Origin of the sequence: Terrabacter sp. C0L_2 (genome assembly GCF_036352015.1) — a bacterium.
GTDB classification, from domain to species: domain Bacteria; phylum Actinomycetota; class Actinomycetes; order Actinomycetales; family Dermatophilaceae; genus Terrabacter; species Terrabacter tumescens.
On record NZ_CP143557.1, the window covers coordinates 1,316,553 to 1,336,596 of the forward strand.

A 20,044-nucleotide genomic window follows, 5' to 3' on the forward strand; every position below is an offset into this window, starting at 1 on the left:
CGGCGGCGTCAGGCGTTCCGGCGAGCGATCGCGGTCGAGAGGGCGGTCGCGAAACCGCACCACGCGGCATACGGCGACAGGGCGATCCCGGCCCCCTTGCTGGCGGTGCCGGCGCGCCGCGCCAGGTCGGCGGAGCTCGCCGTGAGCAGGGCGGCCTCGGCCGCGGCGACCCACGGCCTGCGGGAGCGCCAGAAGAGGACGCTCCACGCCGCGTTGAGCGCGAGGTTGGTGCCGAACGCCTTGAGGTAGGCGTCGCGGCCCTTGGTGTCGCCGGCCTTGTCGTACGCGTTGAGCGCGGTCGCCGAGCTCGCCGCGATGTCGGTGTAGAGCGCGGTCCACACGACCGGGAAGGCGATCGTCGGCGGCTGCCAGTCGGGCAGGTCGAGCGAGCGGTACCACGTCGAGTCGGGCTTGGTGGCAAGGCTGCCCACGACGACGGTCGCCACGGTCGCGGCACTCGTCAGGGCGAGGTTGCGCATGGCCGTGTCGGGCTTCGCGGTGCGCATCGCCGACCGCACGGCGGTGTCGAAGTCGATGAAGCCGCCGGGCACGTCGACGTAGTTCACGAGATCGTTCTCCTTGGCGACGACCTCGTGGACGAGGCTGCCGACGAGCGGCTTGGCCAGCCCGGCCGAGATCGGCGTGACGAGCCCGACCCAGTGGCTCGCGAGGCGCGGCGTCAGCACCGGCACGGTCACGACGATGGGACGACGGCGCCCCGTCGCGTCGGAGAAGCGCCCGATCATCTCGCGGTAGGTCAGCACCTCGGGACCGCCGATGTCGAAGGTGCGGTTGACGTCGGGAGGCAGGCTGCCGGCGCCGACGAGCAGCGTCACGACGTCGTCGATCGCGATCGGCTGGATCTTGTTGTCGAGCCACTTCGGCGCGACCATCGCGGGCAGCCGAGTCGTGAGGTAGCGCAGCATGTCGAACGACGCCGACCCGTCACCGAGCACGACCGCGGCCTGGAGCACCGCCGTGGGCACGCCCGAGTCGAGCAGGATGCGCCCGACCTCGACGCGCGAGGCGAGGTGCGGCGAGAGGACGTCGTCGTCGGGGTGCAGGCCGCCGAGGTAGACGATGCGCGAGACCCCGGCATCTTTGGCCGCCTCGGAGAAGATCGTCGCCGCGTCGCGGTCCCGCTCGGCGAAGTCGGGCTTGTCGTCCATCGAGTGCACGAGGTACCAGGCGGCGTCGATCCCCTCGAGGACCCGGCGCATGTCGTCGGCCGAGCCGACGTCGCCCTCGGCGACCTCGACCCGGTCGGCCCACGGCTTGCCGTCCATCGAGCTGCGGTGGCGGGTCAGCACGCGCACCGTCCAGCCCTCGTCGAGCAGCCGTGGCACGACCTGCCCCCCGATGTAGCCGGAGGCTCCGGTCACGAGGGCGGTGCGGGAGGAGGTCATCGGATCACCTGGTCAGCTCGAGGGCGGGTGGGAGGAGGACGAGCATCCCGGTCGACCACACGACGTGCGTGATGATCGGGCCGAGGAAGCCACCGGTGACGCGGCGCTGCAGCGCGGTCACGAGGCCGATCACGGCGGCGGCGAGGACGAGCAGCGGGATGCCGCTGCCCACGGTGGTCAGCGCGTAGAGCACCGTCGTCAGGGTCACCTGGTGGCGGGGGAGCGCGGCATACAGGGCGCCGCGAAAGTAGAGCTCCTCGACGACACCGTTGACGAACGTGATGGCCAGCACCGCGGCGAAGGCGCCGAACCGGGCGTGGTCGAGCAGCTGGTCGACCGGCTCGCGCAGCACGGGGATCCGCGCGACGACGAGCGCCCCGACGAGGAAGACGAGGAGGAGCAGCACGCCGAGCACGAGCGACTGGACGATGGGCCGGGCCGGCTCGCCACGACGCGTGTGCCCCCAGCCGGCGTGCAGCGGCCCGGACAGCAGCGCGCCGACGAGCCACACGGCCGCCAGCGCCAGGGTCGCGACGTAGAAGAGCGGGTCGCCCGGCGTGATCCGGAGCGCCCACGCGAGCACGGCGGTGCCGACGACGAACGTGATCGCGACGACCACCTGGCGGCGCTGGAAGACGTCGTCGGGGTCGTGGTGGTCGCGGTCCACCTTCTCGATGAGCGCCGCGTTGACGAACGCGCGCAGCTCGGCCACGGGGCCCCGCATGTCTCGTCTCCTCCGGTCGTCAGCGTCGGGCGCGCTCGTAGCGGGCCAGGGTCTCCTTGCGCTCGTCGTCGTGGTCGACGACCGGCTGGGGATACTTCTCGTCGTACCCGTTGTCGTGCTTCCACGGCTCGTGCGCGGCGCTGCCCTTCAGGTGGCGCAGCTCGGGCACCCAGCGCCGGACGTACTCCCCGTCCGGGTCGAACTTCTTGCCCTGCGTCACCGGGTTGAAGACGCGGAAGTAGGGCGAGGCGTCGGTACCGGTGCCCGCGACCCACTGCCAGCCGTGGTTGTTGCTGGCGATGTCGCCGTCGATGAGGTGGTCGAGGAAGTGCTGCGCCCCGACGGGCCACCACACGTGGAGGTCCTTGGTCAGGAAGCTGGCGGTGATCATCCGCACCCGGTTGTGCATCCAGCCCTCCTCGAGGAGCTGGCGCATGCCCGCGTCGACGATCGGGTAGCCCGTGCGACCCTCGCGCCACGCGTCGACGAGCCGGTCGGTCTCGGCGCCGGAGTCGTAGGGCAGCTTGGCGAGCTCGCCCCGCAGGTCGTGCCACGCCGAGTCCGGCTGGTGCCACAGCACGTCGGCGTAGAACTCGCGCCAGATCAGCTCGGTGACGAAGGTGCCCGCCGCCTGCGACCGCCCGGCCGAGTGCGCGGCGATGTCGGCGAGGATCGTGCGCGGGTGGATCTCGCCGTACTTCAGCGGCGCCGACAGTCGCGAGGTCGTGTCGAGGTCGGGTCGGTCGCGTTGCTTGTCGTATGCCGTCAGCCCGTCGCGCAGGAAGCTCTCCCACCGCTTGAGCGCGGCTGCCTCGCCGGCCTCGATCCCCGAGGGCGTCTTCGGCAGCGGGTCGCTGTGCACCTCGTCGCGCAGCCACGGGATGCGCTTGGGCCGGTCGGCCGGTGCCGGCCGGCCGTGCTGGTGCCACGCCTTGGAGAACGGCGTGAAGACCTTGTAGGGCGAGCCGGACTGGTTGACGATGCGACCCGGCCCCACGGCATACGGCGTGCCGGTCGCGACGAGCTCGCGTCCGTCGTCGGCGAGGGCCTTCTCGACGGCCTCGTCGCGGCGACGGCCGTAGGGCGTCGTCTCGCGCGAGACGTGGACCTGCGTCGCGCCGACCTGCTTCGCCAGCTTCGGGATGACCTCGACCGGGTCACCGCGGCGGACGACGAGGGCGCCGCGCGTGTCCTTGGACAGCGACGCCACCGAGGCGAGCAGCCGCCGCGTGCGCGGGGTCTCGTGCTCGAGCAGGCGCGGGTCGAGCACGAAGACCGGCAGCACGTGCGAGGCCGAGTCGACGGCGGCGAGCAGCGCCGGATGGTCGTTCAGGCGCAGGTCGCGCCGGAACCACAGGATCGACGTCGTCGCCGGAGCCATCAGGAGGCCGCGACCGCGGCGCCCTCCCGCTCGAAGCGCACCTGCGCCACGTCGAGGTAGCCCGTCGCGAAGCCCGCCTCGCAGTAGGCGAGGTAGAACTCCCACTTGCGACGGAACGTCTCGTCGAAGCCGAGGGCGTTGACCTCGGGCCAGCGCGCGAGGAACGTCTCGCGCCAGCGGCGCAAGGTCTCGGCGTAGTCGGTGCCGAAGGCCTCGACGGCCGACATGCGCAGTGTCGTCGCGGCGTCGGTCGTCTCGCTCATCGCCTGCAGGCTCGGGATGAGCCCGCCGGGGAAGATGTGCTTCTGGATCCAGCCGTACGAGTGCTTCGTGGCCATGAGCCGCTCGTGCGACATGAGGATCGCCTGGATCGCGGCGATGCCCCCGGGCGCCAGGCGCTCGTCGATGGTGCGGAAGTAGGTCTCCCAGTACTCCTCGCCGACGGCCTCGATCATCTCGACGCTGACGACGGCGTCGTAGACGCCCTCGACCTCGCGGTAGTCCTGGATGCGGATGTCGACCGTGTCGGTGAAGCCGGCGTCGGCGACGCGCTGACGGGCCAGCGCCGCCTGCTCCTTGGAGAGCGTGACGCTCGTGACCGTGGCGCCGCGGCGGGCGGCCTCGAGGGCGAGCGTGCCCCAGCCGGTGCCGATCTCGAGGACGCGGCTGTCCTGGCCGACCTTGGCCATGTCGAGGATCGCGTGCACCTTGCGCAGCTGGGCCTCCTCGAAGGACTGCGTGCGTAGCGGCTGGTCCTCGTCGAAGATCGCCGAGCTGTAGCTCATCGTCTCGTCGAGGAAGGTCGCGAAGAGGTCGTTGGACAGGTCGTAGTGCGCCTCGATGTTGCGACGCGAGCCGAGCAGCGAGTTGTTCTGGATCGTCGGGATGCGACGGTCGACGAAGCCGCGCAGCCGCAGCCAGCCGGCCGGCACGGCCGTCGTCATCCGCTCGGCGAACGGCATGAGCAGCTCGGCGAGGTCGGTGCCCTCGGCGGCCTTCCAGTCGCCGGCCATGTAGGCCTCGCCGATCCCGATCTTCGGGTGGTGGGCGAGGCGCTCGAAGAGGGCCGTCGGGCGCACGATCTGCAGGCCCGGGCGGCCGGCCTGGCGCATGCCGCCGCCGAGCAGGGACCCGTCGGGCATGACCACGTCGACCGGCACGCGCTTGGCGACCTGCGCCAGGATGGTGCGGGCCAAGCGGGCACGGACGCAGAGGACCCGCAGGCTGGGCCGGCGCAGGCAGATCGGCTGGGCCATCGAGAGCGTCGGCGAGACGGGCGACGGGACGGGCTGGGTGGACTGGGCGGTCATCGGACGGCCTCCTCGGGGTGGTGGGGGCGGGGCATCACGGGCAGGCGACGCAACCACAGTCGTATGCCGTGTACCCGGATCAGGGCCGTCACCCTCTGGGTCATGAGGCCGTGACGGCGGACGAGTCGGAGCAGGGAGCGGGTCGTGGCGGGCTCCGGAGCGCCACGGGTGACGGCGGTCATGATGCGCTCGCCACCGCGGTCGAGGCCCACCGTCACGGCGACGGCGTCGGGTCGCAGGACGAGGCGGACGGCATACTCCCCGCTCGTGTCGTTGAAGGGCGAGACGTAGAAGGCCTTGGCGACGGACGCCGTGCCGTCGTCCTCGACGTCGAGGAGGTAGGCGTGGCGCTCCCCGTAGGTGTTGTGCACCTCGAAGACGACGGCGAGCAGCGAGCTGTCGGGGCGCAGGCACCAGAAGACGCTGAGCGGGTCGAAGGTGTGGCCGAGCACGCGCGCGTTGGCGAGCATGAGCACGCGGTCGTCGGCGGCCAAGGTCACGCCACGGGCGGCGAGGAACCGCTCGACGTCACCACGGATGCCGCCGCCCAGCCGACCGCCATCAAGGTGGTCGCGCGCATCGAACCGGGCGAGCAGCCTTGCCGGCCAAGCGAGTCGGGGCAGCTCGTCTAGGTCGACGAGCCACTGGTAGTGGCCGTAGGTGAAGCTGTGGTGCAGCGGCGTGCGGCGCGAGTGCGCCACGGTGCCGTCGACGAGGGCAGGCACCTGCGGCGGCGTGAGGACGGCCGTCACCAGCGCACCCCGAACGACTCGGCGGCTTCCACGCCCGAGCGGCATCCGTCCTCGTGGAAGCCCCAGCCGAGGTGCGCGCCGGCGAAGGCCAGGCGGTCGCCACCCGCGCCCCGCAGGCGGCCCGCGGCCTCGACCGCCTCCTGGGTGAAGATCGGGTGGTCGTAGGACATCCGCGCCGTCACGAGCGACTCGTCGACGGTGCCGGCCGGGTTGAGCGTCACGACGTGGTCGTCGGCGTCGGTGATGCCGTGCAGGCGGTTCATCCAGTAGCTGACGGTGACGTCGGGCGCCGGGGCGTCGCACGCGTGCATGCGGTAGTTCCACGACGCCTTGGCCTGGCGCGGCTTCGGCAGCACCGAGGAGTCGCGGTGCAGCCAGGTCTCGTTGCGGGAGTAGCGGATCGCCGACAGGTCCCGCTTCTCGTCGGGCGTCGCGTCGGCCAGCAGGTCGAGGGCCGAGTCGGCGTGGGTGGCCACCACCGCGCGGTCGAAGGTCGCGGTCTGCCCGTCGCGCACGAGCACGTCGACACCGTCGTCGTGCCTCGTCACCGCGGTCACCGGGCTCTCCTTGCGCACGTCGGGCAGTCGCGCGACGAGCCGGTCGACGTAGGTGGCCGACCCGCCGGTGACGGTGCGCCAGGTCGGCGAACCCGTCACCGTCAGCATGCCGTGGTGGTCGAGGAACCGGAAGAGGTGGCGGGCCGGGTAGGACGACGCGTCGAGGTCGCCGCACGACCACACGCAGGCGACGAGCGGGATCGCGAAGTGGCGCACGAAGTAGTCGGAGAAGCCCTGCGTCGCAAGGAACTCGCCCCACGTGGGGTTCTGCGACTCGTCGGCGAGGAGGGCGTGCGCGGCCTTGTGGAAGCGCGGCACGTCGCTCAGCATCTTGACGAACCGCGGGTCGGCGAGGCGGCGCTTCTGGGCGAACATGCCCTTGGGACCGCGGCCCCCGGCATACGACAGCCCGCACCCCTGGCACGTGATGCTCATGCTCATCTCGGTGGGCTGGGTCGGCACGTCGAGCTCGGCGAAGAGACGGAGCAGGTGCGGGTACGTCTTCTCGTTGTGGACGATGAAACCGCTGTCGATGCGCAGGCTGCCGTCGCGCCCGGCGACGTCGTGGGTGTGCGCGTGACCGCCGATGCGGCTGTCGCTCTCGTACAGCGTGACGTCGTGGGTCCTGCTCAGCACATGGGCTGCGGTCAGTCCCGAGACGCCCGCGCCGATGACGGCGGCGGTGGGTCGGGTGCTGTCGGATCGGTTCGGTCGAGTCACCGAGGCCTCCTGGCTGATGTGGTCCCGTGTGGTTCGGCGCGATGCCCCGACCGGATTGGAGGAGAACAGTATGCGCGGCGCGCGTTGTCCATCCTTCGTCCACACCGTAGAGTGGCTGTTCAAGGTCTGTCAAAGGTTGGAGAAGGCATGGAGATCGAGCGCAGCGTCACCGTGGGAGTGCCCGTGGATCGCGTCTTCGCCTACCTCAGCGACTTCACCAACACGACCGAGTGGGACCCGGGCACCGTGAGCACCGAACGGGTCTCCGGTGACGGCGGCCTCGGCACGCGCTACCGCAACGTGTCGAAGTTCTTGGGCCGCGAGACCGAGCTCGACTACCTCGTCATCGAGCACGTGCCGGGCGAGCGGTTCGCGCTCCGGGGAGAGAACGCCACGGTCGTCGCGAACGACACGATGACCTTCGTGCGCACCGTGACGGGCGGCGCCGGCGACGGCGGGGCCGCCGCCGAGGGCACGACCGTCACCTATCGCGCCGACTTCGAGTTCAAGGGCGTGGCCAAGCTCGCCGCCCCCCTGCTCGCGCCGGCCTTCAAGAAGCTCGGCGACGAGGCCGAGCAGGGCATGCGAGACGCCTTGAACAGGTTGGGGTAGCCGATGTACACCATCAAACGTGCCGCGGAGCTGACCGGGATCAGCGTCGCCACCCTCCGCGCGTGGGAGCGTCGCTACGGCGTCGTCAGCCCGCAGCGGTCCGACGGCGGCTACCGCCTCTACGGCCCCGAGGACGTCCGCGCCCTCGCCATCATGAACTCCCTCGTCAACGAGGGGTGGTCGGCCCGCGAGGCCGCCGCCGAGACCATCCGCCGGCTCTCGAGCCGCGACGCCGCCGGTCGCGAGGTGCCCTTCGGTCGCGGCGACCGCGAGAGCCGCAGCTCGCGCGTGGCCCCGCTGCGCCCGGGTGGCCGCTACCAGTCCGAGGACGCCGAGGCCTTCATCCGGGCGGCCGAGCGGCTCGACTCCGCGTCGGCGACCGCCGTCCTCGACGCCCGGTTCGCGCTCGGCACGTTCGAGCACGTCGTCGACGACTGGCTCATGCCCACCCTGGCCCTCGTCGGTGACGCGTGGGCGCACGGCCGGCTCACCGTGGCCGGCGAGCACCTCGTGTCGTATGCCGTGCAGCGACGTCTCGCGGCCGCCTACGAGGCCGCGTCCGGCCGGGTCGACGGCCCGACCCTGCTCATCGGCCTGCCGCCGGGCTCGCGCCACGAGCTCGGGCTGCTCGCCTTCGCCGTGGCGGCCCGCCGGGCCGGCTTCGCCACCGTCTACGTCGGCGCCGACCTGCCTGCCGAGGACTGGCTGCGCGCCATCGAGGCCCGACGGGCGGCCGGAATGGTCATGGCCGTGCCGCGCAACATCGACATCGCCATGGCCCAGGAGATCGTCGACACCGTGAGCCGCGCGCACCCCGAGGTCGTCATCGGGCTCGGCGGCAGCCAGCAGAACGAGATCACCGGCACCTGCGTGCACCTCGGCCACTCCATCACCGTCGCCGTCGGCGAGATGACGCGCCGCCTGCGCATCCCCGCCTGAGCGTGCGGGTCCTCGTCCTCGGGGGCACGGGAGAGGCCCGGGACCTCGCGGCCCGGCTCGTCGAGCGCGGCGACGTCGTCGTGTCGAGCCTGGCCGGGCGGGTCAGTGCTCCGGCCCTGCCCGTCGGCGAGGTGCGCACCGGGGGCTTCGGCGGCGTCGACGGCTTGGCCGCCTACGTCGACGGCTCCTTCGACCACGTCGTCGACGCGACCCACCCCTTCGCCGCCCAGATCACCGGCAACGCCGTCGCCGCGTGCGACCGGGTCGGCGTGCCGATCGTCCGGCTCCAGCGTCCCGGCTGGGAGATGCACCCCCTGGCGGGCTCGTTCACGTGGGTCGAGGACATCGAGGCCGCCCGCGTCGCCGCCGAGGGCCTCGGGGTCCGGCCGTTCGTCACGACGGGGCGCCAGCAGCTCGACGCCTTCGCCGGGTGGGACGACCGCTACGTCCTGGCGCGCGTCGTCGACCCGCCCGAGTGGGAGGTCCCGGCGTCGTGGGAGGTGCTCCGAGCCCGCGGCCCCTACCCCTACGCCGGCGAGCGCGACCTGCTCGAGAGCCGCCGCATCGACGTGCTCCTGACCAAGGACTCGGGCGGTGCGCTCACCGAGGCCAAGCTCACTGCCGCGCACGACCTCGGCGTCCCCGTCGTCGTCGTCCGCCGCCCGCCGGTCCCCGAGGGGATCCGCGTCGTCGCGACGGTGGACGACGCACTCGGAGCGGTGGGCGCGAAACCCGCCTGACGGCATACGTCGTCACGTACGTTCGTCGCGTGACGGCGGGGCCGGCGGGACACGACGAACGCGCGCGGTGGGAGCGGCTGCTCCCCGGCATAGCCGTGCTGCGCCACTACGACCGCGTGTGGCTGCGCGGCGACGTGCTCGGCGGGATCACCGTCGCCGCCTACCTCGTGCCGCAGGTGCTCGCGTACGCCGAGGTGGCCGGGCTCCCGGCCGTCACCGGCCTGTGGGCGGTCGGGCCGGGGCTGCTCGTCTACGCCGTGCTCGGCTCCTCGCGGCAGCTGTCCGTCGGTCCCGAGTCGACGACGGCGCTCATGACCGCGGCCGGCGTCGGCGCCCTCGTCACCGCGGGCGGCGGGCTCGCGATGCGCCAGGAGATGGCCGCGCTACTCGCGATCGCCGTCGGGCTCCTCTGCGTCGTCGGCTTCGTGACGCGGCTCGGCTTCCTGTCCGACCTGCTGTCCAAGCCCGTCCTCGTCGGCTACATGGCCGGCATCGCCGCGCTGATGATCGTCAGCCAGATCGGCAAGGTGACCGGGCTGAAGGTCGTGGGCGACTCCTTCCTCCAGGAGCTGAGGTATGCCGTCACGCATCTCGGCGACGTCCACCTCCCGACGCTGTGGCTGGCGCTCGGCGTGCTCGCGGTGCTCTTCGCGTTCCAGCGCTTCGCGCCGCGCTGGCCCGGGCCGCTCATCGCCATGCTCGGAGCGACCGTCGTCGTCTGGGCGGGCGGACTCGTCGAGCGAGCCGGCGTGCACGTCGTCGGTGCGGTGCCGCAGGGGCTGCCGGCCGTCAGGCTGCCGGACGTCGCCGACGTCGACGTCTGGGCCCTGCTGCCGGCGGCGCTCGGGGTCGCCGTCGTCGCCTACTCCGACAACGTCCTGACCGGCCGGGCGTTCGGCGCGCGCCACCGCGAGAGCATCGACAGCAACCAGGAGTTCCTCGCGCTCGGCGGCGCCAACGTCGCCTCCGGTCTGCTCCAGGGCTTCCCGATCAGCTCGAGCGGCAGCCGCACCGTCATCGCCGACGCGATGGGGGCGCGCACCCAGCTGCACTCGCTCGTCTCGCTCGTCCTCGTCGTCGCGACCCTGCTCTGGCTCGGGCCCGTCATCGGCGCCTTCCCCACCGCGGCGCTGGGTGCGGTCGTCGTCTTCGCCGCGGTGCGGCTCGTCGACGTCGCCGAGCTGCGGCGGATCGCGGCGTTCCGGCGCAGCGAGCTCGTGCTGGCGCTCGCGACGACGGCGGCCGTGCTGCTCTTCGGGGTGCTGCCCGGGATCGGCGCCGCGATCGCGCTGTCGGTCCTCGACCTGCTGCGACGCATCGTCCACCCGCACGACGGCGTGCTCGGCTACGTGCCCGACGTCGCCGGCATGCACGACATCGACGACCACCCGAACGCCGTCCAGGTGCCCGGGCTCGTCGTCTACCGCTACGACTCACCGCTCTTCTTCGCCAACTCCGACGACTTCGTCAAGCGCGCGCTCGAGGTCGTCGACACGGCCTCGGGGCATGGGCAGGTCGAGTGGTTCCTGCTCAACGCCGAGGCCAACACCGAGGTAGACCTGACGGCCGTGGACGCCCTCGAGACCCTGCGCTCGACGCTGGCCGCGCGGGGCATCCGCTTCGCGATGGCCCGGGTCAAGGAGGACATGCGGATCTCGCTCGAGGCCGGCGGCTTCGTCGAGAAGGTCGGTGCCGACCTCATCTTCCCGACCCTGCCGACCGCCGTCGCCGCGTATGCCGCGTGGTACGAGCGCGAGCACGGCTCGGGGCCGCCGGGGCTGCGCATCCCGCCCGTGCCGGCGCAGCCCGAGCCCACCCCGCCGGAGCCCGACGCCTAGCCTTGCGGCATGGACACCGAGCGTGAGTCAGGCGACCCGACGCCGACCGTCGTCGCGATCCACGTCGCCAAGGGGCGCCGCCTGCCGACGCGCTCGGTGCCGAGCGTCGAGGCCGAGGCGGGGGCCGGGCTCGTCGGCGACCGCTACCACGGCAGCAAGCACCGGCACGTGACGATCCAGGCGCTGCCCGAGCTCGAGGCGGCCGCCGCGGACCTCGGGCGGCCCGTCGACCCGGGCCTGACGCGGCGCAACCTGACGATCTCTGGCGGGACGATCCCGACGAGGCCGGGGGAGCGCATCACCATCGGCGACGTCGAGCTCGAGGTCGTGCGCATCGCCGCGCCGTGCCGGCTGCTCGACGACAACCTCGGGCCGGGCGCCGCGCGAGCGCTGCACGCACGGGCCGGGACGGTGTTCCGGCTGCTGACCTCGGGGACGATCAGCGTCGGCGACGAGGTCGACCTCTCGGGCTGAGCGCCTCGACGGCCACTGCCACTGCGACCGCCACGGCGAGCGAGCCGGCCGACACACGTCGCGCGAGGCTGCTGGCACGGTCGATCTCCAGCACGCCCGCCGCCGGGCCAGTGCCCAGCGTGCCGCGGTCCTCGGTGCGTCCGTCGTAGGTGTTGGACCCGCCGAGGCGCACCCCCAGCACCCCGGCGAAGGCGGCCTCGACGACACCGCCGTTGGGGCTCGGGTGGGCCGGGGCGTCACGCCGGATGGTGTCCCGCGCCTGCGCTGCACGCTCTCGGGAGCCGCTGCTCGCGAGGGTCAGGGCCGCTGCGACCCTGGCCGGGACCCAGTTGACGACGTCATCGAGCCTGGCTGCCGCCCAGCCGAACTCGCGGTACCGCTCGTTGCGGTGGCCGACCATCGCGTCGAGGGTGTTGACGGCGCGGTAGGCGAGCAGTCCCGGGACGCCGAGCAGGCCACCCCAGAGCAGCGGCGCGACGACGGCGTCGGACGTGTTCTCGGCCAGCGACTCGACGCAGGCGCGGGCGACCTCGTCGGCGTCGAGCGTCGAGGTCTCGCGGCCGACGAGGTTGCGCACCTGCACGCGGGCTGCGTCGAGGTCTCCGCGGCGCAGCTGCCCGTCGATGGTGGCTGCCTCACGGGTCAGCGAGCGGCCTCCGAGCACCGCCCACGTCGCGGCCGCGGTGACGAGGGTGCGGGCCGGCCCACGGCGCCGCGTCGCCCGCTCGGCCACGACGCCGAGGGCGGCCGTCGACGTCACCAAAAGCGCCACGTGGGCGACGCCGGCGGCGCGCGAGGCGGCATACGTCCTCCGCTCGAGCGCCATTGCGACAGAGCCGAACCCGGCCACCGGGTGCCAGTGCCGTGGGTCGCCGATCGCCTGGTCCAGCGCCCAGCCCAGCGCCAGGCCCAGGGCGCGGCTCATCGGAGGACGTCGAGTGCCGCGACCTCGCCGATGACGACGACCGCCGGGGCGCCGAGGCCCTCACGGCGGGACGTGGCGTCGATGTCGGCGAGCGTGCCGCGGGCCGTGCGCATGCTCGGCAGCCCGGCGTCGGCGACGACCGCCGCGGGGGTCCCGGGCGGGAGGCCCTCGGCCACGAGCGTCTCGGCGACGGCCCCGAGCGTGGCGACCCCCATGAGGACGACGATCGTCGTGCGGCTGCGCGCGACGGCGCCCCAGTCGAGCGTGCTGCGGGGGTCGCCCGGAGGCACGTGACCGCTGACGACGGTGAAGCCCTGCACGAGGGCGCGGTGCGTCACCGGGATGCCGGCCAGGGCGGGGGCCGCGATGCTCGACGAGATGCCCGGGACGACGACGACGGGGACGCCGTGCGCCGCGCAGGCCTCCGCCTCCTCGCCACCGCGACCGAAGACGAAGTTGTCACCACCCTTGAGGCGCAGCACGTTCCGGCCGGCGAGGGCGTGCTCGACGAGGATCTCGTTGATGCGCTCCTGTGGTGTGAAGTCCCCGCGAGGGATCTTGCCGACGTCGACAACCTGCACGTCGTCCCGGGCGTGACGCAGCACGCTCAGGGGTGCGAGTCGGTCGTGGACGATGACGTCGGCGACCCGGACGGCCTCGATGCCGGCCACGGTCATCAGCCCGGGGTCGCCGAGGCCCCCGCCGAGCAGGGTCACGGTGCCCACGGCGGAGCCGCCCTGAGCTGCAGCGGTCTCCGGGGTCGGCACGGGTGCGGTCGACACGTCGCCACGCAGGACGACGTCGTGGCCCGTCGGGTCGGCTGCCGGGTCGAGGGTGACGAGCCCGCGCTCGGCGAGGTCGCGCAGCGAGGTGGGCAGGCCCTCGAGCGTGGCGGCCACGGTGACGCGCGCACCGTCCCGGAGCAGCGCGTGCACGGTCGCGACCGAGTGGGGTGCGACGCGCGCGATGAGGACCGACAGTCCGGAGAAGCTCAGCTCAGGCGACACGGCGACGTCTCCTCAGGTCGGCGAGGGCCGCGACGACGGCTCTCGAGGTCTCGGGGTCCCTGACGGCCATCCTGACCCAGGTGGGCCCGAGCCCGGGGAAGGTCTCACCCCGCCGGACGGCGAACCCCAGCCGGGCGAGGTCCTCCCGAACCGATCCGGTGCCGAGCGGGCTCGTGTCGACGAGGACGAAGGGAGCGTGCGACGGTGCCGCCGTGGTCAGCCCGGCGGCCGCGAGCTCGCGGACGAGGACGTCCCGGTCGGCGGCGTACGCCAGGGCCGCGGCCTCCGCCTCCGCGACGGCACGGGCCGACAGGCAGGCGACCGTGGCCGCCACCGCCGGGCTCGACACCGACCACGGCGGCTGCACGGCGCGCAGCCTCGCCAGGAGGGTCGGGTCGCCGACGACGTAGCCCGCCCGCAGCCCGGCCAGCCCCCACGTCTTGGTCAGCGACCGGATGACGAGCAGCCCGTCGAGGTCGGGAGCGACGAGCGACTCGGGCTCACCGGGCACGGCGTCCATGAAGGCCTCGTCGACGACGACGACGCGTCCCGGCCGGCGCAGCGCGCGCAGGTCGTCGGCCCGGTGCAGCACGCCCGTCGGGTTGGTCGGGTTGCCGACGACGACGAGGTCGGCGCCGGCGTGCTCACCCCCAGGTCCGAAAACGGCAGGGTCTAGGCGGAAGCCGTCCTCGCGCCGGAGCACGTGCCGGGACACCGCTCGACCGGCCGCGCCGAGGGCGGCCTCGGGCTCGGTGAACTGGGGGTGGACGACCACCGGCTCTGCCCCGGGCACGGCGCGGGCGACGAGGGTGAACGCCTCGGCCCCACCGGCCGTCGGGAGCACGCACGCGGGGTCGACCCCGTGCCGCCGCGCGATGGCGAGGGTGGCCGGGGCCGGGTCGGGATAGCGACCGAGGTCGCGCAGCGAGTCGGCCACGACGTCGGCCAGCCACGGCGGGGGAGCGGGCAGCCGCACGTTGACCGCGAGGTCGACGAGCCCCGGGGCGGTGTCGCGGTCGCCGTGGTGGTGCAGGTCGACGAGACCCGACGCCGCGCTCACGACGCCCTCCTGTGGTGGGTCGACACGGCATACGCGTGCACGGCCTCGGTGAAGCGCACTGCGAGCTGCGGGTGGCCCGCCCAGTGGGTGTGGAGGTAGGAGGCGTGCAGCGTCGCGCGGCCGGTGCCGGCGGGGTCGAGCGCGAAGCCGTCGGGGGTGCCGTCGAGCAGCCACGCCGCCGAGCCCGAGCGGTCGTCGGACTCGACTGTCGTCCGGTGGAACTCGTGGCCCGTCACGCGGGTGCCGGCCGGGCCGAGCAGCGAGTCAGCCGGCGCGATGGCGGTGCGGTAGCCGAGCGTGAGGCGCGGTCCCATCGTCCCCACCGTCGGGACGGCCCCGACCATCTCGTGGCCGTCGACCGACTGGGAGAGGTAGAGCAGGCCGGCGCACTCGGCGACGGTGGGCAGGCCCGCTTGGACGGCGGCCAGGATGTCCTGTCGCAGAGCGGCGTTCGCCGAGAGCTCGGCCGCGTGCACCTCGGGGAAGCCGCCGCCGAGGTAGAGGCCCGCGGTGCCGGCCGGGAGTGACCGCGCGTGCAGCGGGTCGAAGACGACGGGGTCGAGCCCGGCCGCCCGCAGCAGCTCGTCGGTCTCGGCGTAGCGGAAGGTGAAGGCGCGCCCACCGGCCACGGCGACGACGGGGCGGTGGGCGCCCGTCGCAGGTCGCGCGGCGTCCCCGAGAGCGGCTGCCGGGTCCCACGCGGCCTCGGCGAGGTCGGGGGCCGACCGCGCGATCGCGAGCACGTGGTCGAGGTCGACGTGCTCGGCCACCCGCTCGGCGAGCAGGCGCACCGAGCGGGCTGCCTCGTCGCGCTCCGCCGCCGGGACGAGCCCGAGGTGCCGCGAGGGCGCCTCGATCCCCGCATCGCGCGGCAGCACGCCGAGCACTGGGACGCCGGTGGCCTCGAGCGCCGACCACACCTCGCGCGTGTGCCGACCGGACGCCGGCTTGTTGAGCACGACCCCGGCGACGCGCACGCCGGGCTCGAACGTCGCGAGGCCGTGGACGATCGCCGCCGCCGTGCGCGTCATGTGGCTGACGTCGAGCGCGAGCACGACGGGAGTGCGCGTCAACGTGGCGACGTGCGCCGTCGACGCGTAGCCGTCGCCCCCGATGCGCCCGTCGAACAGGCCCATGACTCCCTCGACGACGGCGACGTCGGTCGGGCCGTCGGCAGCGGCGCCGTGGGCGAGCAGGGGTGCCACCCGGTCGTGCCCGCAGAGGAACGGGTCGAGGTTGCGGCCAGGGCGTCCGGTCGCGAGCGAGTGGTAGCCGGGGTCGATGAAGTCCGGTCCCACCTTGAAGCCCGAAACGCCCAGACCGCGGGCGCGCAGGGCCGCCATGAGTCCGGTCGCGACGGTGGTCTTGCCGTGTCCCGAGCCGGGGGCGGCCACGACGAGGCGGGGGAGAGAGGTGCTCACCACTCGATCCCCCGCTGGCCCTTCTGGCCCGCGTCGAACGGGTGCTTGACCTTCGTCATCTCCGTGACGAGGTCGGCGAGGTCGAGCACGGCCTGAGGGCAACGGCGCCCGGTGATGACGACGTGCTGGTGCCCCGGGCGGTCCCGCAGGGTCGTGACGACGTCGTCGACGTCGATCCAGCCCCACGCCATCGGGTAGGTGAACTCGTCGAGGACGTAGACGCCGTGCGTCTCGGCGGCGAGCCGGCGCTTGATCTCGGCCCACCCCTCGCGAGCCGCCTCGGCGTGGTCGTCCTCGGTGCCCTCCTTGCGGGTCCACGACCAGCCGGCGCCCATCTTGTGCCACTCCATCGGGCCGCCCCTGCCGGTCTCGCGGTGCAGCTCGGCGAGGGTCTCGACCGCGGTCTGCTCGCCGATGCGCCACTTCGCGCTCTTGACGAACTGGAACACCCCGACCGACCAGCCCTGGTTCCAGCCGCGCAGCGCGAGACCGAAGGCCGCGGTCGACTTGCCCTTGCCGTCGCCGGTGTTGACGATGACCAGCGGCCGGTTGCGTCGCTGGCGGGTGGTCAGGCCGTCCTCGGGGACGGTCGTCGGCTGCCCGCGCATCAGGCGGCCCGCCCGGTGCTCGCCCGCGCCGCGTCGACGATGGCGGAGGCCGCGAGCTCGCCGACGGCCAGGTGCTCGGCACCGAGGTGCTCGGCGAGACGGGCGGCGAGCCCGAGGCGGAAGCGCCCCGACTCGCAGTCGACGACGACGCTCTCCACGCCCTCGTGCCGCAGCACCCCCGCGGTGCGAGCAGCCCGCGCCAGCGCATCGGGGCCGCTCGTGGCCCGGCCGTCGGTGACGACGACGAGCAGCGCCCGCCGGTTCGGGTCGCGCAGCCGCTCCACCCGCAACGTGTCGTATGCCGTCTCGAGCCCTTCCGCGAGCGGCGTGCGTCCGCCGTGGGCGAGGTCGCGCAGCCGCCGGGCCGCGATGTCGATTGAGCCGGTCGGGGGCAGGGTGAGCTCGGCGCCCGCGCCGCGGAACGTCACGAGGCCCACCTTGTCGCGGCGCTGGTAGGCGTCGAGGAGCAACGAGAGCACGGCTGACTTCACCGCCTCCATGCGCTTGCGCGCGGCCATCGAGCCGGACGCGTCGACGCAGAGCAGCACGAGGTTGGACTCGCGGCCCTGGAGCACCGACCGGCGCAGGTCGCCGGGGAGCACGCGCAGCCGGTGCGTGTCCCGCCGGCGCGAGGCGGCGGCACGGATCGTCGCCGGCAGGTGGACCGGTCCGGTGCGGGCGCTCGTCGAGCCGACCCGCCGCCCGGTGCTCGTCAGGGCTGCCGAGCGGCGACCGGGGTCGCCGTGGCCGATGCCCTTGGCGCGCAGCAGCCTCGCGCGGTAGGGATCGTCCGCGGCACTGACGCCGGCCGTCGCGGGCGCGCCGGCGGGAGCCTCCGTCGGCGCTGTCCCACCGTCGTCGCCCCGGTCGCCTCCGTCGGCCCGCTGCGGCTGCTCGTCCGACGTGCTCGGCTGCGCCTCGCCGTCGGTCCCGCCTTCGCCGTCGCCCTTGTCGTCGCCCGGATCGCGATCAAGGTCGGGATCGGGGTCGGGCTCCGGCTCGTCGTCGCCGAGCAGCTGGTCGAGGAGGTCCTCGTCGAGGCCGGGGGAGTCGAAGGGGTTGCGCCGGCGGCGGTGCGGCAGGGCCAGGCGCGCCGCGGCGCGGACGTCGGCGACGGTGACGCTCGTGCGCCCGGACCAGGCGGCGTGGGCGACGGCGGCGCGAGCGGTGACGATGTCGGCGCGCAGTCCGTCCACCTCGAACCCGGCGCAGACGGTGGCGATCTTCGTCAGCATCGCGTCGGTCAGGGTCACGGCGCCCACGCGTGAGCGCGCGTCGGCGATGCGTCGGCGCAGTGCCTCCTGGTCGTCCTCGAACCGGGCCACGAAGGCAGCCGGGTCGCCGTCGAAGGCCAGCCGACGGCGTACGACCTCGGCGCGCAGCGCGGGCTCCCGAGGGGCGGCGACCTCGACGGTCAGCCCGAACCGGTCGAGCAGCTGCGGGCGCAGCTCGCCCTCCTCGGGGTTCATCGTGCCGACGAGCACGATGCGGGCCGCGTGCGACACCGAGACGCCGTCGCGCTCGACGGTGTTGCGGCCCATCGCCGCGGCGTCGAGCAGCAGGTCGACGAGGTGGTCGTGGAGCAGGTTCACCTCGTCGACGTAGAGGATGCCACGGTTCGCGGCCGCCAGCAGGCCGGGCTGGTAGGCCGTCTCGCCGCGTCCCAGCGCCCGCTCGAGGTCGAGCGACCCGACGACGCGGTCCTCGGTCGCGCCGATCGGCAGCTCGACCAGGCGTGCGGGGCGCCGGTCGATCCCGGAGTCGTCGGCGTGGGGACCGTCGGGGCACCCGGCGCCGTCACCCGGCGCGCAGCCGAAACGGCAGCCGGCCACGACCTGCTGGTGCGGCAGCACGGCAGCGAGGCCGCGCACCATGGTCGACTTCGCCGTGCCCTTCTCGCCGCGCACGAGGACGCCGCCGACATCCGGCGAGACCGCGGTCAGGACGAGCGCCAGGGCCAGGTCTTCCGAGCCGACGACCGCCGAGAAGGGGAAGGTGTCAGGTGGGGAGTCCTGCCGGACAAGGGTTTTCGAGTCGTTCGAGCCGTCGCGCATAGGACTGCGAGCCTCCTGCGGGTGCCTCGCCCGCGTCGGTGGACCGGACGCGCCCGGCGGGCGCGACCAGCGACGGGAGATGCCCTGGCTTCCCCCGACCGGGTGGTCTGAGGTTCACAGTGGCGGGACCGCTCCGGATTTGCACCGGATTCCTCTCCAGTCGCCATCGCGCAGTCTGCCAGACGACGGGCGGCGCGGCGCGGCGGTGTCAGCCCTGGCGGTCGGGTCGAGGGCGGTCGGGTCCACGGCGGTCGCCGATGATGCGGACCTGCAGGCGCGGCGACCGGGCCTCCAGCGACCACCGGGGCACGTACCAGCGCGGCGCAGGGAGGAAGAGGCCGCCCCACAGGCTGATGACGAGCCCGACGAGCAGGAGCGGGACGAACGCGAGCGCGCCCTTCTGGGCCCCGTCGTCGTAGCCGCGCAGCCCGGCGGTCGCTGCGAGCACGAGCGCGACGCCCGGCAGCCAGAAGAGGATCGCGGACTCCTGGAGGCGGTCGTTCACCCACCAGCGGGCCGCGTCGGTGCGGCCCAGGCGCGACCAGACGACGAGTCCGAGCAGGGCCACGGCGACGACCACGAGGGCGTAGTCCACGAGGAGCCCTGCGGACCGGTCGAGTGCACCAGGGACGACGCCCGTGCGGTGCATGACCATCGCCCCTGTCGTGTCGTCGGCGAGGGCGATCCTACGCGCGGCGGTGCGCGGGCAGCGTCGCGACGAGCGACTCCCAGATGCTCTCCGCCGACGTGCCGGTCAGGACCGGCGCGTGGGGGTAGCCGTCGACCCGCAGCAGGCCCGCCGGGGTGTCGAGCCAGCTGAGCTGCTCGGTCTGCGTGCTGCCCGTCCGGCTGTCCGCGACGTCGACGACGCACAGTCGCCACGCCCCCGTCAGGAGGCTCTGCGCGACGTCCGGCCACCGACCGGCCGCCCTCGCGACGTCGGCCGCGGGCCTCGGGCGGTCCGACGGCGCGGGACCCACGAGCGCGTCCAGGTCGCTGCGGTCGACGGGGCCTGCACGGCCTTCGAGCAGGGGGCGCGGCTGCAGCATCGTGAGCCGGGCGACGGTCGCGGGCAGGAACGCGACGTCGACGTCGACGAGGTCGATCCCCTGCGCCCCGAGGTCGACGACGATCGTGCTGGTGCGGTCGACCCAGCCGTGGTGCAGCAGGACCGAGGCCGGGGTGCCGACCTCGACCGCCACCTGGGCATGGGGGTCCGCGCCGGAGTCGAGGCGCGCGAGCGCGTCCGCCACGTCGGCTTGCGTGCCGAGGCCGCGGCGTCCCGGGGACGCGTCGCAGTGCGGCGCGCCTGACTCGCGCGCAGCCGTGGTCGAGAAGTTCGTGTGCATGCTGACTGGCCCCGTCCCCCAGGGATATCTCCGTGACGGCCCACCCCCCAGTGGACCCGGAGCCCATCATGGAGGATGTAGTCGCCCCTGCGGCGCGAAACGGACATCTCGTTTTGCCGAGAGGTTCACGCCGGGACGGCAGGAGCAGCGTCCGCAACACCCGGCTA

The 20,044-nt window shown here is 73.7% G+C and carries 19 protein-coding genes and 1 riboswitch; of the genes, 5 read left to right on the forward strand and 14 right to left on the reverse strand.

Annotated features, from left to right (window positions below; all coding sequences use genetic code 11):
* Positions 1 to 8: 8 nt before the first annotated feature.
* The 6 genes from U5C87_RS06145 to U5C87_RS06170 are packed head-to-tail and all read right to left on the reverse strand — an operon-like array spanning position 9 to position 6,850.
* Entirely contained in the window at positions 9 to 1,406 is a 1,398-nt protein-coding gene (locus tag U5C87_RS06145; protein WP_330475738.1) for a tryptophan-rich sensory protein, read from the reverse strand.
* A gap of 4 nt (positions 1,407 to 1,410) precedes the next feature.
* On the reverse strand, positions 1,411 to 2,130 hold the full coding sequence (locus tag U5C87_RS06150) for a CPBP family intramembrane glutamic endopeptidase (RefSeq protein ID WP_330475739.1): 720 nt from the start codon (positions 2,128 to 2,130) through the stop codon (positions 1,411 to 1,413).
* Between the two features lie 19 nt (positions 2,131 to 2,149).
* On the reverse strand, positions 2,150 to 3,511 hold the full coding sequence (locus U5C87_RS06155; RefSeq protein WP_330475740.1) for a cryptochrome/photolyase family protein: 1,362 nt from the start codon (positions 3,509 to 3,511) through the stop codon (positions 2,150 to 2,152).
* Positions 3,511 to 4,821 carry a cyclopropane-fatty-acyl-phospholipid synthase family protein gene (locus U5C87_RS06160; RefSeq protein ID WP_330475741.1) on the reverse strand — a complete coding sequence of 437 codons (1,311 nt, stop codon included), beginning with the start codon at positions 4,819 to 4,821 and terminating at the stop codon, positions 3,511 to 3,513. The genes U5C87_RS06155 and U5C87_RS06160 overlap by 1 nt, the downstream gene beginning before the upstream one ends.
* On the reverse strand, positions 4,818 to 5,573 hold the full coding sequence (locus tag U5C87_RS06165; RefSeq protein ID WP_330475742.1) for a DUF1365 domain-containing protein: 756 nt from the start codon (positions 5,571 to 5,573) through the stop codon (positions 4,818 to 4,820). Before U5C87_RS06165 ends, U5C87_RS06160 begins: the two co-directional genes overlap by 4 nt.
* Positions 5,570 to 6,850, reverse strand: coding sequence for an NAD(P)/FAD-dependent oxidoreductase (locus U5C87_RS06170; RefSeq protein WP_330475743.1), 1,281 nt, complete (start codon positions 6,848 to 6,850; stop codon positions 5,570 to 5,572). The genes U5C87_RS06165 and U5C87_RS06170 overlap by 4 nt, the downstream gene beginning before the upstream one ends.
* A 147-nt stretch (positions 6,851 to 6,997) precedes the next feature.
* On the opposite strand from U5C87_RS06170, the gene U5C87_RS06175 reads away from it, so the two are divergent.
* From U5C87_RS06175 to U5C87_RS06195, 5 genes are read left to right on the forward strand one after another with little or no spacing between them, the layout of a single operon-like run.
* Positions 6,998 to 7,462: an SRPBCC family protein gene (locus U5C87_RS06175; RefSeq protein WP_330475744.1), complete on the forward strand. Its 465-nt coding sequence runs from the start codon at positions 6,998 to 7,000 to the stop codon at positions 7,460 to 7,462.
* Between the two features lie 3 nt (positions 7,463 to 7,465).
* Positions 7,466 to 8,401, forward strand: a complete 936-nt coding sequence (locus U5C87_RS06180) for a MerR family transcriptional regulator (RefSeq protein WP_330475745.1) — start codon at positions 7,466 to 7,468, stop codon at positions 8,399 to 8,401.
* A gap of 2 nt (positions 8,402 to 8,403) precedes the next feature.
* A complete protein-coding gene (locus U5C87_RS06185; RefSeq protein WP_330475746.1) occupies positions 8,404 to 9,141 on the forward strand; it encodes a cobalt-precorrin-6A reductase in 738 nt (245 codons plus the stop codon).
* A 29-nt stretch (positions 9,142 to 9,170) separates the two neighbouring features.
* Positions 9,171 to 10,979: a SulP family inorganic anion transporter gene (locus U5C87_RS06190; RefSeq protein ID WP_330475747.1), complete on the forward strand. Its 1,809-nt coding sequence runs from the start codon at positions 9,171 to 9,173 to the stop codon at positions 10,977 to 10,979.
* Positions 10,980 to 10,988: 9 nt separating this feature from the next.
* A complete protein-coding gene (locus U5C87_RS06195) occupies positions 10,989 to 11,453 on the forward strand; it encodes an MOSC domain-containing protein (protein WP_330475748.1) in 465 nt (154 codons plus the stop codon).
* Here U5C87_RS06195 and U5C87_RS06200 read toward each other — a convergent pair.
* The 8 genes from U5C87_RS06200 to U5C87_RS06235 form a co-directional block, all read right to left on the reverse strand.
* Positions 11,419 to 12,378 carry a cobalamin biosynthesis protein gene (locus U5C87_RS06200; protein ID WP_330475749.1) on the reverse strand — a complete coding sequence of 320 codons (960 nt, stop codon included), beginning with the start codon at positions 12,376 to 12,378 and terminating at the stop codon, positions 11,419 to 11,421. The genes U5C87_RS06195 and U5C87_RS06200 overlap by 35 nt on opposite strands.
* Entirely contained in the window at positions 12,375 to 13,385 is a 1,011-nt protein-coding gene (cobA, locus tag U5C87_RS06205) for a uroporphyrinogen-III C-methyltransferase (protein ID WP_330475750.1), read from the reverse strand. The genes U5C87_RS06200 and cobA overlap by 4 nt, the downstream gene beginning before the upstream one ends.
* Positions 13,375 to 14,445 carry an Rv2231c family pyridoxal phosphate-dependent protein CobC gene (gene cobC / locus U5C87_RS06210; RefSeq protein WP_330475751.1) on the reverse strand — a complete coding sequence of 357 codons (1,071 nt, stop codon included), beginning with the start codon at positions 14,443 to 14,445 and terminating at the stop codon, positions 13,375 to 13,377. The genes cobA and cobC overlap by 11 nt, the downstream gene beginning before the upstream one ends.
* The gene (locus U5C87_RS06215; protein WP_330475752.1) at positions 14,442 to 15,866 is read right to left on the reverse strand and encodes a cobyrinate a,c-diamide synthase; all 1,425 of its coding nucleotides are present in this window, start codon (positions 15,864 to 15,866) and stop codon (positions 14,442 to 14,444) included. Before U5C87_RS06215 ends, cobC begins: the two co-directional genes overlap by 4 nt.
* Complete coding sequence (gene cobO, locus U5C87_RS06220) at positions 15,863 to 16,474, reverse strand: cob(I)yrinic acid a,c-diamide adenosyltransferase (RefSeq protein ID WP_229675090.1); 612 nt, start codon at positions 16,472 to 16,474, stop codon at positions 15,863 to 15,865. The genes U5C87_RS06215 and cobO overlap by 4 nt, the downstream gene beginning before the upstream one ends.
* Complete coding sequence (locus U5C87_RS06225; RefSeq protein ID WP_330475753.1) at positions 16,474 to 18,528, reverse strand: VWA domain-containing protein; 2,055 nt, start codon at positions 18,526 to 18,528, stop codon at positions 16,474 to 16,476. Before U5C87_RS06225 ends, cobO begins: the two co-directional genes overlap by 1 nt.
* Positions 18,529 to 18,585: 57 nt before the next feature.
* Positions 18,586 to 18,711: riboswitch (cobalamin riboswitch) on the reverse strand.
* 25 nt (positions 18,712 to 18,736) lie between these two features.
* Entirely contained in the window at positions 18,737 to 19,183 is a 447-nt protein-coding gene (locus U5C87_RS06230; RefSeq protein ID WP_330475754.1) for a hypothetical protein, read from the reverse strand.
* A gap of 31 nt (positions 19,184 to 19,214) precedes the next feature.
* The gene (locus U5C87_RS06235) at positions 19,215 to 19,877 is read right to left on the reverse strand and encodes a hypothetical protein (RefSeq protein ID WP_330475755.1); all 663 of its coding nucleotides are present in this window, start codon (positions 19,875 to 19,877) and stop codon (positions 19,215 to 19,217) included.
* Positions 19,878 to 20,044 lie beyond the last annotated feature (167 nt).